Source organism: Cupriavidus sp. (genome assembly GCF_057315035.1).
The window spans coordinates 55,123-68,708 of sequence record NZ_DBHKYV010000005.1; the positions used below are offsets into that span (position 1 = coordinate 55,123).

13 protein-coding genes are annotated in these 13,586 nt (G+C 62.3%); 10 read left to right on the top strand and 3 right to left on the bottom strand.

Annotation, left to right across the window (positions count from 1 at the left end):
- Nucleotides 1–244 precede the first annotated feature (244 nt).
- The 3 genes from ACO550_RS10140 (at nt 245) to nadC (ending at nt 3,603) form a co-directional block, all read left to right on the top strand.
- Nucleotides 245–1,435 carry a DesA family fatty acid desaturase gene (locus ACO550_RS10140; RefSeq protein ID WP_315597345.1) on the top strand — a complete coding sequence of 397 codons (1,191 nt, stop codon included), beginning with the start codon at nt 245–247 and terminating at the stop codon, nt 1,433–1,435.
- 144 nt (nt 1,436–1,579) lie between these two features.
- Nucleotides 1,580–2,743 (top strand): quinolinate synthase NadA, encoded by a 1,164-nt coding sequence (gene nadA / locus ACO550_RS10145; RefSeq protein ID WP_315597344.1) that lies wholly within the window; start codon nt 1,580–1,582, stop codon nt 2,741–2,743.
- The gene (nadC, locus tag ACO550_RS10150; protein WP_315597343.1) at nt 2,740–3,603 is read left to right on the top strand and encodes a carboxylating nicotinate-nucleotide diphosphorylase; all 864 of its coding nucleotides are present in this window, start codon (nt 2,740–2,742) and stop codon (nt 3,601–3,603) included. Before nadA ends, nadC begins: the two co-directional genes overlap by 4 nt.
- Nucleotides 3,604–3,673: 70 nt before the next feature.
- Here nadC and nadB read toward each other — a convergent pair whose 3' ends face one another.
- The 3 genes from nadB to rpmB form a co-directional block, all read right to left on the bottom strand.
- Nucleotides 3,674–5,293: an L-aspartate oxidase gene (gene nadB / locus ACO550_RS10155; protein WP_315597342.1), complete on the bottom strand. Its 1,620-nt coding sequence runs from the start codon at nt 5,291–5,293 to the stop codon at nt 3,674–3,676.
- 224 nt (nt 5,294–5,517) lie between these two features.
- The gene (rpmG, locus tag ACO550_RS10160; RefSeq protein ID WP_008644909.1) at nt 5,518–5,688 is read right to left on the bottom strand and encodes a 50S ribosomal protein L33; all 171 of its coding nucleotides are present in this window, start codon (nt 5,686–5,688) and stop codon (nt 5,518–5,520) included.
- A 13-nt stretch (nt 5,689–5,701) separates the two neighbouring features.
- Nucleotides 5,702–5,935, bottom strand: coding sequence for a 50S ribosomal protein L28 (gene rpmB / locus ACO550_RS10165; RefSeq protein WP_006575661.1), 234 nt, complete (start codon nt 5,933–5,935; stop codon nt 5,702–5,704).
- Between the two features lie 384 nt (nt 5,936–6,319).
- On the opposite strand from rpmB, the gene ACO550_RS10170 reads away from it, so the two are divergent.
- The 7 genes from ACO550_RS10170 to ACO550_RS10200 all read left to right on the top strand — a co-directional run bounded on the left by ACO550_RS10170 (nt 6,320) and on the right by ACO550_RS10200 (nt 13,535).
- Nucleotides 6,320–6,811, top strand: a complete 492-nt coding sequence (locus ACO550_RS10170; protein ID WP_315597341.1) for an FKBP-type peptidyl-prolyl cis-trans isomerase — start codon at nt 6,320–6,322, stop codon at nt 6,809–6,811.
- Nucleotides 6,811–7,803 (top strand): 4-hydroxy-3-methylbut-2-enyl diphosphate reductase, encoded by a 993-nt coding sequence (gene ispH / locus ACO550_RS10175; RefSeq protein WP_315597340.1) that lies wholly within the window; start codon nt 6,811–6,813, stop codon nt 7,801–7,803. Before ACO550_RS10170 ends, ispH begins: the two co-directional genes overlap by 1 nt.
- A 670-nt stretch (nt 7,804–8,473) precedes the next feature.
- Complete coding sequence (locus tag ACO550_RS10180) at nt 8,474–9,679, top strand: ABC transporter substrate-binding protein (RefSeq protein ID WP_315597339.1); 1,206 nt, start codon at nt 8,474–8,476, stop codon at nt 9,677–9,679.
- A 219-nt stretch (nt 9,680–9,898) separates the two neighbouring features.
- Nucleotides 9,899–10,834, top strand: a complete 936-nt coding sequence (locus ACO550_RS10185) for an ABC transporter permease subunit (protein WP_315597338.1) — start codon at nt 9,899–9,901, stop codon at nt 10,832–10,834.
- Between the two features lie 13 nt (nt 10,835–10,847).
- A complete protein-coding gene (locus tag ACO550_RS10190; protein ID WP_315597337.1) occupies nt 10,848–12,002 on the top strand; it encodes an ABC transporter permease subunit in 1,155 nt (384 codons plus the stop codon).
- A gap of 13 nt (nt 12,003–12,015) precedes the next feature.
- On the top strand, nt 12,016–12,792 hold the full coding sequence (locus tag ACO550_RS10195) for an ABC transporter ATP-binding protein (RefSeq protein WP_315597336.1): 777 nt from the start codon (nt 12,016–12,018) through the stop codon (nt 12,790–12,792).
- A 26-nt stretch (nt 12,793–12,818) separates the two neighbouring features.
- Nucleotides 12,819–13,535: an ATP-binding cassette domain-containing protein gene (locus tag ACO550_RS10200; RefSeq protein ID WP_315597335.1), complete on the top strand. Its 717-nt coding sequence runs from the start codon at nt 12,819–12,821 to the stop codon at nt 13,533–13,535.
- Nucleotides 13,536–13,586: the final 51 nt, after the last annotated feature.

A 13,586-nucleotide genomic window follows, 5' to 3' on the forward strand; every position in this document is an offset into this window, starting at 1 on the left:
ATGTCCCTCTCGCTGCGATCCGGTAGAATGCCGGGTTGTCGTGGGTGTATACCGACTACCCGCAGCCCCACCCCAGACAACCGCCAGATTGCAGCGGTTCGTGCCTCGGCCCGGCCCCCTCAGGGTTACGCCTGCGCCAGAAAGCTATCGCAATCGTTGATTTTGCAGTCCTTTTTCTGCGCGACAGGTGCGCCGTACAGTAGTGCCGCGCTGCAACCATTCGTTTTACGACGGAGAACATAGTTTGTTCGACACAATTCTTGACTGGGCCGCCAACGGCCTTGCCAACTGGTCCTGGTGGGAGATCGTGATCTACACGCTCGTGATGACGCACATCACGATTGCCGGTGTGACGATCTTCCTGCACCGCTGCATGGCGCACCGGTCGCTGGATCTTCATCCGATCGCCCAGCATTTCTTCCGCTTCTGGCTCTGGCTGACCACGGGCATGGTGACCAAGGAATGGACCGCCATCCACCGCAAGCACCACGCCAAGTGCGAGACCGAGGACGATCCGCATAGCCCGCAGACGCGCGGTATCCGCAAGGTGCTGCTCGAAGGCGCCGAGCTGTATCGCGCCGAGTCCAAGAACAAGGAAACCATCGCCAAGTTTGGCCATGGCACGCCCAATGACTGGGTCGAGCGCAATGTGTATTCGCGCTTTGGCTGGCAGGGCGTGGGCCTGATGCTGATCATCGACCTGGCGCTGTTCGGCGTGATCGGCATGACGGTGTGGGCCGTGCAGATGCTCTGGATCCCGATCCATGCCGCCGGCATCATCAATGGCCTGGGCCACTGGTGGGGTTATCGCAACTATGACTGCGAAGACGCGTCGACCAATGTGTCGCCGTGGGGCTTCATCATCGGTGGCGAGGAACTGCACAACAATCACCATACGTATCCGACTTCGGCCAAGTTCTCGATCAAGTGGTACGAGATCGACGTGGGCTGGTGGTATATCCGCGCGATGCAGTCGGTAGGCCTGGCCAAGGTCAAGAAGACCCCGCCGAAGGCTCGCCTGATGGACGCCCGTCCGGTGGATCACAACACGCTGGAAGCAATCATCGCCAACCGCTACGACGTGATGGCGCGTTACGCCAAGGCGCTCAAGACCGCGTACAAGGATGAACTGCGCAAGCACAAGGAAGGTGGCTCGCCCGAGTACAAGAGCTACAAGCCGGCGCGCAAGTGGTTCCACCGCGAGGAAATGAAGCTGGCCGCACCGCAGCGCCAGCAACTGGCCAGCATCACCGAGCAGAACAAGATGCTGCACACGTACGTGGAAATGCGACGTGAACTGGCAGTGATCTGGGGCCGCTCGAACATGACGCGCGAGCAACTCCTGGCGCAACTGCAGGCATGGTGCCATCGTGCCGAGGCCAGCGGTATCCAGGCGCTGCAGGAGTTTTCGCTGCGCCTGCGCCGGTACGCCTGATACAATCGCCGACGCGCCCGTCATGGCTACAAAGCCCCGCCCCCGGCGGGGCTTTTCTTTTCGCTAAACTCCCCCATGTCATGGCACAGACCGCGCAATTGAGAGCGCGGCAGAGAAGCGGGTGCGCCGAGGAGTACTGCAGAGATGACCCCACAATCGACTCAATCGATCAAGACCGTCGAGTTCGAGAAACCGAACCTGGTGGATGCCGAAAATGGCGCGGGCGGCAGTTGTGTTGCCCACGCCTGGGCCAAGGTGCCGCCGGCACTCACGCCCGATGAACGCTCCGCGCTGAAGGACCGTATCCGCCGGCTGCTGAAGGAACGCAATGCGGTGCTGGTGGCGCACTACTATGTTGACGCCGACCTGCAGGACCTGGCCGAGGAAACCGGTGGTTGCGTTTCCGATTCGCTCGAGATGGCTCGCTTCGGCAGGGACCACGCGGCGCAGACGCTGGTAGTGGCCGGCGTGCGCTTCATGGGCGAGACCGCCAAGATCCTGAGCCCGGAAAAAACCATCCTGATGCCCGATCTCGATGCGACCTGTTCGCTCGATCTCGGCTGCCCAGCCGATGAGTTCACGGCGTTCTGTGATGCGCACCCCGATCGCACGGTGGTGGTCTATGCCAACACCAGTGCCGCGGTGAAGGCACGCGCGGACTGGATGGTGACATCGAGCATCGGCCTCAAGATCGTCGAGCACCTGCACGCACGCGGCGAGAAGATCCTGTGGGCGCCAGACAAGCATCTGGGCAGCTATATCCAGAAACAGACCGGCGCCGACATGCTGCTGTGGCAGGGCTCGTGCCTGGTGCACGATGAGTTCAAGGGCATCGAGCTCGACCTGCTGCGTCGCGAGCATCCCAAGGCAAAGATCCTTGTGCATCCGGAATCGCCGGCCAATGTGGTGGAGCAGGCCGACGTGGTGGGTTCCACGAGCCAGCTGATTGCCGCCGCGCAACAGCTCGACGCCAACGAGTTCATCGTGGCCACCGACAACGGCATCCTGCACAAGATGCGCATGGCCGCGCCGGGCAAGATGTTCATCGAGGCGCCCACCGCCGGCAATAGCGCTACCTGCAAGAGCTGCGCGCATTGCCCGTGGATGGCCATGAACGCCTTGACCAACCTGGCCGAGGTCCTGGAGACCGGCCGCAATGAAATTCATGTCGATGCCGATATCGGCCGTCGTGCCGTCGTCTGTATCGACCGCATGCTCGATTTCGCTGCGCAACAGAAGGCCAATGTGCGTCCCGCCGCAGACCTTGCCAAGGAAGCGGCGTTGTTCCAGGGAGTAGGTCCGGCATGAGCGTGAATCCGGTTTTCGACAGCTACGGCGCGGCGCTCAGGACCGCGCTGGAAGCCAATGTAAAAGCGGCGATCGCCGAGGATGTGGGTACTGGTGATCTGACCGGCTTGCTGGTGCCGGCCGACAAGCCCGTGCATGCGCGCGTGATCGTGCGCGAAGCAGCGGTATTGTGCGGTCGTCCGTGGTTCGAGGGCTGCATGAAGGCCGTCGACGAACGGCTGCAGGTGAAGTGGCTCAAGGAAGAGGGCGCGCGCATGGCGCCCGACGATGTGGTTTGCGAGATCACGGGCCCGGCGCGGGCGTTGTTGACCGCCGAACGTCCTTCGCTGAATTTCCTGCAACTGCTGTCCGGTGTGGCGACGGTGACCCGCCGCTATGCGGACCTGATCGCCGATACGCGTGCGCGCGTGCTCGATACGCGCAAAACGCTGCCGGGCCTGCGTCTGGCGCAGAAGTATGCAGTCAGGATCGGCGGTGGCGAGAACCAGCGGCTGGCGCTCTACGATGGCATCCTGATCAAGGAAAACCATATCGCCGCGGCAGGTAGCATCACGGCCGCCATGGAAGCTGCGCTGGCGCTGGGCACCGATGCGTCGATCCAGATCGAGGTCGAATCGATTGCCGAACTGGAAGAAGCGCTCAACGCGGGCGCGAAGTCGGTGCTGATCGACAACTTCACGCTCGAGATGATGCGTGAGGCCGTGGTTCTCAACCACGAACGTGCATTGCTCGAAGTGTCGGGTGGCGTGAACTACGAGACGATCCGCAAGTTCGCCGAGACTGGTGTCGACCGGATCTCTGTCGGCGCGCTGACCAAGGACGTGCGGGCCACCGACTACTCGCTGCGCATCATCGGTTAATCGTCGGTAACGGACGGATAACCGTCAGGCTGCCACGTGACCGGAAGCCGGCCACGTGGCAACTCGTCCGTCAGAACTCGTTCTTATGCCGACGATGGCGGGCCGCGCGGCCCGTCAGCGGTTGCAGCACGGTCGGCAGCGCCTTCGGCAACGTTTCCGGATAGTCGCGGCTGAAATGCAGGCCACGGCTTTCGTGTCTTGAGTACGCGCTATCGACGATCAGCGACGCTACTTCCACGAGGTTGCGCAGTTCCAGCAGGTCGCTGGTGACGCGGAAGTTCGCATAGTATTCGGCGATCTCCTCGCGCAGCAGGCCAATACGATGTTGCGCACGTTCCAGTCGCTTGTCGGTGCGCACGATCCCCACGTAGTTCCACATCATGCGGCGCAACTCGTCCCAGTTGTGCGAAACCACGACTTCCTCGTCCGCATCCGAGACGCGGCTCGCATCCCATGCCGGCAGCGCAATATCGGGTACGCCCGCCTTGCCTTGCGACGCAATATCGGTGGCCGCGGCCTGGCCGATCACCATGCATTCCAGCAGCGAATTCGAGGCCAGCCGGTTGGCGCCATGCAAGCCGGTGGAGCCGGTTTCGCCAACCGCATACAGGTTGCCGATGTCGGTACGACCCGCGGTATCGGTCACCACGCCACCGCATGTGTAGTGCGCGGCGGGCACCACGGGAATCGGCTGCTGCGTGATATCGATGCCCAACTCCAGGCAGCGCGCGTAGATGGTCGGGAAATGTTCCTTCAGGAACGACTCGGGCTGATGCGTGATGTCGAGATACACGCAATCGAGGCCGCGCTTCTTCATCTCGAAGTCGATGGCACGTGCCACCACGTCGCGCGGTGCCAGCTCGGCGCGGTCGTCGTGCTCGGGCATGAAACGGGTGCCGTCGGGTAGCTTCAACAGGCCGCCTTCGCCACGCACCGCTTCGGAAATCAGGAACGACTTCGCATACGGATGGTAGAGGCAGGTGGGGTGGAACTGGATGAATTCCATGTTCGACACCCGGCATCCCGCGCGCCAGGCCATGGCAATGCCGTCGCCGGTTGCGGTGTCCGGATTGGTCGTATAGAGATAGACCTTGCCCGCACCACCAGCGGCCAGCACCGTATGCGTGGCCATGATCGTGCGAACCTCGTCGGTAGCCACATCGAGCACATAGAGCCCGTAGCAGCGATTGCCCGGCAGGCCCAGCTTGGCCGACGTGATCAGGTCGATCGCGAACTGGTCTTCGAGGATCGTGATGTTCGGATGATTGCGGGCCTGTTCGGCCAGCGTGCTTACCACGGCGTGCCCCGTGGCATCGGCCGCGTGGATGATGCGGCGGCGGCTATGGCCGCCTTCGCGCGTCAGATGGAAGCCCAGTTCGGCCTGCTCGTCGCGCGTGAAAGGCACGCCGCGGTCGATCAGCCACTGGATCGCCGCGCGGCCATGCTCCACGATATAGCGCGTCGCTTCTTCATCGCAGAGCCCCGCACCGGCAATGAGCGTGTCCTGCGTATGCTCGTCATGGCTGTCACCCGAATCGAGCACGGCGGCGATTCCGCCCTGGGCCCAGTCGCTTGCCCCCGTCGTCATGGCACGTTTGCTGAGGATGACAACCCGGTGGGTGTCGGCAAGCTGCAGCGCGACCGTAAGGCCGGCCAGCCCGCTGCCGACGATCGCGACATCGAAGTTCATGGTGCAGGGGGATCGCACGGGGGCGAAAGAGCGTTGGGGGAAAGCTGGCAAGTCTACACCCGCTTGCAATACTCCTGACATCTTTCCCTTGTCCGACAAGGGTTGCAAGGGAGCGGCATTCGCGGGATGCGCCCATGACGGCGCTTGCAATCGCGTTCATCACGGCGCCAGAAAGCAAAAAGCCTCGCAAATTGCGAGGCTTTTGGCTGAAGACCGTAGATCAATTACTTGATCTTGGTTTCCTTGTAAGGCACGTGCTTACGGGCGACGGGATCGAACTTCGAGATCTCCATCTTTTCCGGCATGGTGCGCTTGTTCTTGGTGGTCGTGTAGAAATGACCCGTACCTGCGGTCGATTCCAGCTTGATCTTGTCGCGTCCGCCTTTGCTGGCCATGATGTACTCCTAATTAGACTTCGCCACGTGCGCGCAGGTCTGCGAGCACGGAGTCGATGCCTTTCTTGTCGATCAGGCGCAGACCGGCGTTCGAGACGCGCAGGCTCACCCAGCGGTTTTCCGATTCAACGAAGAAGCGGCGATTCTGCAGATTGGGCAGAAAACGGCGCTTGGTCTTGTTGTTTGCGTGGGAAACGTTGTTGCCGACCATCGGCGCTTTCCCGGTCACTTGACAGACGCGTGCCATGAAGCACTCCTAAATCTTATTCGTGGACAATGTTCGCAACAGATCAACAAAAGGCGCGCGGGCCCGGACTGCAGCGGTTGGTACTTCAGCGAAACGAGCATTATAGACCGGATTCGAGCGACGAATCAACGCCTTCCGGTAGATTCGGAAGCGGACTGTTGCGTGGTGACGCCTGCGTCACGTTGCTGCGACGCCTTGGAGGCCGGTCCTGCTCTGGGCATCGCGTGCTGCGCGATGCGGGCCACACTGTAATCGGGCGGCCCGCCGATGTCCAGCACCAGGCGGGGTGCGCGACAGTCAAAGATTTCCGACATGCCGGCGTAGCCGTCCCGGCGGCGGATGGTCCAGTCGCATACAATGGCGGCTGTTGACCGGTTGATTCCCATGACTCTGCAAAATATCGCGCCGGAAGCGGACCTCAGCGGCACGCCCACGCGCAAGACCGTCCAGGCCGATTCCTTCCTGACTCTTCATTACAGCATCTCCCTCGAGAACGGCACCGAAGTCGTGAGCACGTTCGAGGAGAAGCCCGCGACGCTGTTGCTGGGCCAGGGGCAGTTTGCTCCGACGCTCGAACAGGCGCTGCTGGGCATGCCCGAGGGTGACCGCACTACGTACCGCCTGGCCGCCGAGCATGCGTTCGGCCCGCGCAATCCTGAACTGCTGCAGTGGGTCTCGCTGGCCACGCTGCGCGAGAACAGCTCGTTCGAAGAGGAATACACGCCTGGCGATCTCGTCGAATTCAATGCGCCTGGCGGCGGCAAGTACGCCGGCGTGCTGAAGGAATACGGCGAGACCGCTGCACTCTTCGATTTCAACCACCCGCTGGCCGGACAGACGATCCTGTTTGACGTCCAGTTGATCGGAATTCTCTGATGTCTGCCGTGGCGATGGAACGCAGCATGACCGAAACTACTACCTCTGCCGAGGCCGAAATCCTGATGGCGCAGCCGCGCGGCTTCTGTGCCGGCGTCGATCGCGCGATCGAAATCGTGGAACGTGCGCTGTCGCTGTTTGGTGCGCCGATCTACGTGCGCCACGAGATCGTGCACAACGCCTATGTGGTGGCCGACCTGCGCAAGAAGGGCGCGATCTTCATCGACGAGCTCGATGAAGTGCCGGCCGGCTCCACGGTCATCTTCAGCGCGCACGGCGTGTCGAAGGAAGTGCGTGCGGATGCCACGCGGCGCGGCCTGACCGTGTTCGACGCTACCTGCCCGCTGGTGACCAAGGTTCACGTGGAAGTGGGCAAGATGCGCGCCGAGGGCTGCGAGATCATCATGATCGGCCACAAGGGGCACCCCGAGGTGGAAGGCACGATGGGCCAGTCCGAGCACGGCATGCTGCTGGTGGAGTCCGTGGACGATGTGAACCGGCTGGCCGTGGCCAATCCGGCGCAGCTGGCCTATGTCACGCAGACCACGCTGTCGGTGGACGAGACCGCCGAGATCGTGGCCGCGCTCAAGTTGCGGTTCCCGCAGATCCGCGAGCCCAAGAAGCAGGACATCTGCTATGCGACGCAGAATCGCCAGGACGCCGTGAAGTTCATGGTGCCGCAGGTGGAAGTGGTGATCGTGGTGGGGAGCCCGAACAGCTCGAATTCGAACCGCCTGCGCGAGCTGGCGGACCGTCTCGGCGTGCCGGCGTACATGGTTGACGATCCCGATCAGCTCAAGCCCGAGTGGGTGGCTGGCAAGCGCCGCATCGGCCTGACCGCCGGGGCTTCCGCGCCCGAGGCGCTGGCCCAGGCCATCGTCGAGCGCCTGCGCACGTTCGGTGTGAAGAATGTGCGCGCACTGGAAGGTGTGGAAGAGAACATGTCGTTCCCGCTGCCGCGCGGCCTGGCGAGCGTATCGGTCCAGTCCTGACCCGTTCCCGCCCTCTGCTTCACCGAACGCCGCTGGCTCCCGCCCGCGGCGTTTTCATTTGTACCCGCCCCGCGCCTCTTAAGCCGTTGCCTACGTCGCGGCACCGGTCTGGTGCCATGTGTAAATCCTGCCAGTCGCACACATTCTGTTGCGCAAACAACTACAGTCAATCTGGAACAACCGCAAAGCCGCATTTCCCTGATTATCCGCGGGGTGGCTGTACGCATACGCAGACAATATCAGGGTAATCCCGGGGAATGGGGTTTTCCCTATTATGGTGCGGCGCTACATTCTGCACATTAGAGTAAGTGCCTCGTATTTCGAATGAAATGCCTAATTAATACGAAAGCATTATAGGTGGCGCCGAAATGCCTTAATCGGTACCGCCGCGTGCCGTAAGCGCCTCTACAGGCGCAGCAGGCACGATTCTTGAAAGGGTAGCAGACGGGTCTGCCAAATGAGCGTTGATTGCCCCAATCGGTGCATTGGGGAAATTCCCTAGCTCAATTGGCGGGTAAATGGTTCAGGTTGTTGCGTCGCGTATTGCATCCGCAAAGAAAGGGGATACAATGCGCGCGTTTCAAATTGAAACTAAACAAAGGCGGTCCAGGGAATACGTCCGGGAGGCGTAGTTAATTTCCCTGTTTTTGTGAATCCTAGGAGATCACTCATGCAATTCACGTTTGCCAAGATTCTGCCGATCGCGGCCGCTGTGGCGCTGGTCGCTGCATGTGGCAAGAAGGAAGAAAAGCCGGCTGATGCGGCAGCATCCGCTCCGGCAGCCGCTGCGGCGCCCGCCGCTGCTGGTGGCGATATGGTCGTCAAGATCGGCCACGCCGCACCGCTGACCGGCGGCATCGCCCACCTTGGCAAGGACAACGAAAACGGCGCGCGCCTGGCCGTCGAGGAAGTGAACAAGACCGGTCTGGAGATCGGCGGCAAGAAGATCAAGCTGGAACTGGTTGGCGAAGACGACGCCGCCGATCCGAAGACCGGTACCTCCGTGGCCCAGAAGCTGGTGGATGCCAAGGTCGTGGCCGTCGTGGGTCACCTGAACTCGGGCGTGTCGATCCCGGCCTCGAAGATCTACAGCGATGCGGGCATCGTGCAGATCTCGCCGTCGTCGACCAACCCCGACTACACCAAGCAAGGCTTCAAGACCACGTACCGCGTGGTGGCCACCGACGCCCAGCAGGGTCCGGCACTGGCCAACTTCGCCGCCAAGAGCCTGCACGCCAAGAGCGTGGCCATCGTTGACGATGCCACCGCCTACGGCAAGGGCCTGGCCGACGAGTTCGAAAAGACCGCGAAGGCCGCTGGCGTGAACGTGGTGGCACGTGAAGCCACCAACGACAAGGCCACCGACTTCAAGGCCATTCTGACCAAGATCAAGGGCAAGAAGCCGGACGTGATCATGTACGGCGGCATGGATGCCACCGGCGGTCCGTTCGCCAAGCAGGCCAAGGAACTGGGCATCTCGTCGAAGATCGTCGGCGGTGACGGCGTCTGTACCGACAAGGTGGCCGAACTGGCTGGCGATGCAGTGAGCAACATCATCTGCTCGGAAGCTGGCCTGGCCCTGTCGAAGATGGAAACCGGCGCCGATTTCGAGAAGCGCTACCAGGCCCGTTTCAACTCGCCGGTGCAGATCTACGCACCGTTCACCTATGACGCCGTCATGGTGATCGTTGACGCCATGAAGCGCGCCAACTCGACCGAACCGGCTGCCATCCTGGCCGAAATGCCCAAGACGAACTACAAGGGCGTGATCGGCAACATCGCCTTTGACGAGAAGGGCGACATGAAGGAAGGCACCATCACGTTGTACGAGTACAAGGACAAGAAGAAGTCCGTCCTCGACGTCGTGAAGATGTAACCGGGGCTTACCGGCCCATACGAACGGCACCGTGAGCACCTTGCGGTGCCGTTCTTTTTAGTCTCGCCAACGTGTTATCAGCATCCTTACCATGGATGGAACAGGGCGGGCAGCACACCAGCAAACTGACTACCAAACTACCCGACCTATCCAACATTACCGTCCCATCCGCGGCATCCACACCATGCCGGCAGGAGCGGGGCTGAAGCAGGAGTTTTCATGGATATCTTTATCCAGCAGATCGTGAACGGTCTCGTGCTCGGCAGCATCTACGCGCTGATCGCACTGGGCTACACCATGGTCTACGGCATTCTGGGCATCATCAACTTCGCTCACGGCGACGTACTGATGATTGGCGCGCTGACCGCTTTGTCGGCAATCATGGGGCTGCAGAAATTTGCGCCCGGCCTGCCCGAATGGCTGACGCTGGTGATCGCCACGCTGATCGCCATGCCCGTCTGTGCAGTTCTCGCGTACACCATTGAACGCGTGGCTTACCGGCCGTTACGCAACGCGCCGCGCCTGGCCCCGCTGATCACCGCGATCGGTGTCTCGATCATTCTCCAGACCATGGGGATGCTGATCTGGTCGCGCAACCCGCTGACGTTCCCGCAGCTGCTGCCTTCGGAACCGATCGATATCGGCTCCACCGGCGCCACCATTACCGGCAAGGAAATGGTCATCATCGGCCTGGCCGTGATGGTCATGGCTGGCTTGCTGGCCCTGGTGAACCGCACCAAGCTCGGCCGCGCGATGCGCGCCACCGCCGAGAACCAGAAGGTGGCGGGCCTGATGGGCGTGAACCCCAACTTCGTGATTTCGGCCACGTTCATGATCGGCGCCGCGCTGGCGGCGCTGGCGGGCGTGATGATGGCCACCAACTACGGTAACGCGCACTTCTACATGGGCTTCATCCCGGGCCTGAAGGCGTTCACGGCCGCGGTGCTGGGTGGTATCGGCAACCTGGCTGGCGCCATGGTGGGCGGCATGCTGCTGGGGCTGATCGAAGCGCTGGGTGCCGGCTATATCGGCGACCTCACCAATGGTGTGTTCGGCTCGAACTACCAGGATGTGTTCGCGTTCATCGTGCTGATCACCGTACTTGTGTTCCGTCCGTCCGGCATCATGGGCGAACGCGTGGCAGACCGCGCCTGAGGAGAGCGAATCCATGAATACCCCGATTCCATCCACGGCCGTGGCCGCGCCGTCGCGCGTCCCGGCCAAGACGCTGGCCGCGCTGCTGGCCTTCCTGGTGGTGGCGCTGTGCGCGCCATTCTTCGTCCAGACCTTCGGCGGCAACTACTGGGTGCGCGTGCTCGACTTCGCGCTGCTCTACATCATGCTGGCGCTGGGCCTGAACATCGTGGTCGGCTTTGCCGGCCTGCTTGACCTGGGCTATATCGCGTTCTACGCGGTGGGTGCCTACAGCATGGCCTTGCTGGGGTCGCCGCACCTGTCCAACCAGTTCGAGTGGATTCATCAGCTGTTCCCGAACGGCATCCACCTGACGATGTGGTTGGTCCTGCCGTGCGCGATCCTGATCGCGGCCACGTTCGGTGTGCTACTGGGGGCGCCAACGCTGAAACTGCGCGGCGACTACCTGGCCATCGTGACGCTGGGCTTCGGCGAGATCATCCGGATCTTCGTGAACAACCTGGACCGCCCGCTGAACATCACCAATGGCCCCAAGGGGATCACGGCGGTGGACCCGGTGCATATCTTCGGCTTCGATTTCTCGAAATCGCACGAGATCTTCGGCATGAAGTTCACACCGGTGTTCATGTACTACTACCTGCTGGTATTTCTGGTCATCGTGATCGTGTTCGTGTGCCTGCGCCTGCAGAACTCGCGTATCGGCCGCGCCTGGGTGGCCATCCGTGAAGACGAGATCGCCGCCAAGGCGATGGGCATCAACACGCGCAACATGAAGCTGCTGGCGTTTGCCATGGGCGCTTCGTTCGGCGGCGCGTCGGGCGCGGTGTTCGGTGCGTTCCAGGGCTTCGTGTCGCCGGAATCGTTCACGCTGTGGGAATCGATCTACATCCTGGCCATCGTGGTGCTGGGCGGCATGGGCCACATCCCGGGCGTGATCCTGGGCGGCATCCTGCTGGTGGGTTTCCAGGAACTGCTGCGCGTGGTGGCGGAGCCGATGCAGACCGGCCTGTTCGGCCACGTCATCATCGATGCCGAAGTGCTGCGCCAACTGCTGTTCGGTCTGGCCCTGGTGGGCGTGATGCTGTATCGCCCGGCCGGTATCTGGCCGTCGCCACGCAAGGAAGACCGCCCGGTGGTGCGCCGCCCGGGCAGCGTGGGCCGTTTCTGAACAGGAGGACAACATGAGCAATTCCGATTTCCTCCTGTCCGTACAGGGGGTCAACAAGCGATTCGGCGGCCTGCAGGCGCTGTCCGAAGTGGGCCTGCAGATCAAGCCCGGTGAAATCTATGGCCTGATCGGCCCCAACGGCGCCGGCAAGACCACGTTCTTCAACGTGATCACGGGCCTGTACACGCCCGACTCCGGCGAGTTCGTGCTCGGTGGCCAGGCTTACGAGCCGACCGCCGTGCACGAGGTGGCCAAGACCGGCATCGCACGCACGTTCCAGAACATCCGCCTGTTTGGCGAGATGACGGCGCTCGAAAACGTGATGGTGGGCCGCCATGTGCGGACCAAGGCCGGCCTGTTCGGCGCCGTGTTCCGCCCGCCTTCGGTGCGCCGCGAGGAAGAGGGCATCGAGGACATGGCCCACGACCTGCTCGACTACGTGGGCATTGGCAAGTACGCCAACTTCACGTCGCGCAACCTGTCGTACGGCCACCAACGCCGTCTGGAGATTGCCCGCGCGCTAGCCACCGAGCCAAAGCTGCTGGCACTGGACGAACCCGCCGCTGGCATGAACGCCACCGAGAAGGTGGAACTGCGTGGCCTGCTCGAGAAGATCAAGAACGATGGCAAGACCATCCTGCTGATCGAGCACGATGTGAAGCTGGTGATGGGCCTGTGCAACCGGCTGACCGTGCTCGACTACGGCAAGGTCATCGCGCAGGGCCTGCCCCAGGAAGTCCAGAGTAATCCTGCCGTGATCGAGGCTTACCTCGGCGCGTCGGCGCACTAAGGCCAGAACGGCGGGAGCGAAGCAACATGACACAGACGATTCTTAAGATTGCGGGCCTGAAGGTGGCCTACGGCGGGATCCAGGCCGTCAAGGGCGTGGACCTGGAAATCGCCGATGGCGAACTCGTGACGCTGATCGGTGCCAACGGCGCCGGCAAGACCACCACCATGAAGGCCATCACCGGCTTGCAGGGCTGGGCCGGTGGCGACGTGCAGTACATGGGCAAGTCCATCAAGGGCGTGCCCAGCTACACGTTGCTCAAGCAGGGTCTGGCGATGGTGCCGGAAGGCCGCGGCGTGTTCGCGCGCATGACGATCACCGAAAACCTGCAGATGGGTGCGTACACGCGCAACGACGAGGCCGGCATCAAGGCCGATATCGATCGCATGTTCGAGACCTTCCCGCGCCTGAAGGAACGGGCCAACCAGCTGGCCGGCACGATGTCGGGCGGCGAGCAGCAGATGCTGGCGATGGCGCGTGCGCTGATGAGCCAGCCGAAGCTGTTGCTGCTGGACGAGCCGTCGATGGGTCTCTCGCCAATCATGGTCGAGAAGATCTTCGAAGTGGTACGTACCGTGTCAGCACAGGGCGTGACCGTACTGCTCGTGGAGCAGAACGCGCGCCTGGCGCTGCAGGCTGCGCACCGTGGCTACGTGATGGAGTCAGGGCTGATCACCATGAGTGGTGACGCCAAGCAGATGCTGGACGACCCGAAGGTGCGCGCCGCGTATCTGGGGGAATAAAGAACGCCCTCGGTGTTCGCCCCTCTCCCATGCAATGGGAGAGGGGAGCGG

Bases quoted from the DNA above. Each gene is read 5' to 3' on its own strand.
- rpmG (WP_008644909.1), bottom strand. From the start codon at position 5,688: ATGGCCAGCAAAGGCGGACGCGACAAGATCAAGCTGGAATCGACCGCA.
- nadC (WP_315597343.1), top strand. From the start codon at position 2,740: ATGAGCGTGAATCCGGTTTTCGACAGCTACGGCGCGGCGCTCAGGACC.
- ACO550_RS10190 (WP_315597337.1), top strand. From the start codon at position 10,848: ATGAATACCCCGATTCCATCCACGGCCGTGGCCGCGCCGTCGCGCGTC.
- ACO550_RS10170 (WP_315597341.1), top strand. From the start codon at position 6,320: ATGACTCTGCAAAATATCGCGCCGGAAGCGGACCTCAGCGGCACGCCC.
- ispH (WP_315597340.1), top strand. From the start codon at position 6,811: ATGTCTGCCGTGGCGATGGAACGCAGCATGACCGAAACTACTACCTCT.
- ACO550_RS10195 (WP_315597336.1), top strand. From the start codon at position 12,016: ATGAGCAATTCCGATTTCCTCCTGTCCGTACAGGGGGTCAACAAGCGA.
- ACO550_RS10180 (WP_315597339.1), top strand. From the start codon at position 8,474: ATGCAATTCACGTTTGCCAAGATTCTGCCGATCGCGGCCGCTGTGGCG.
- ACO550_RS10185 (WP_315597338.1), top strand. From the start codon at position 9,899: ATGGATATCTTTATCCAGCAGATCGTGAACGGTCTCGTGCTCGGCAGC.
- ACO550_RS10200 (WP_315597335.1), top strand. From the start codon at position 12,819: ATGACACAGACGATTCTTAAGATTGCGGGCCTGAAGGTGGCCTACGGC.
- rpmB (WP_006575661.1), bottom strand. From the start codon at position 5,935: ATGGCACGCGTCTGTCAAGTGACCGGGAAAGCGCCGATGGTCGGCAAC.
- nadA (WP_315597344.1), top strand. From the start codon at position 1,580: ATGACCCCACAATCGACTCAATCGATCAAGACCGTCGAGTTCGAGAAA.
- nadB (WP_315597342.1), bottom strand. From the start codon at position 5,293: ATGAACTTCGATGTCGCGATCGTCGGCAGCGGGCTGGCCGGCCTTACG.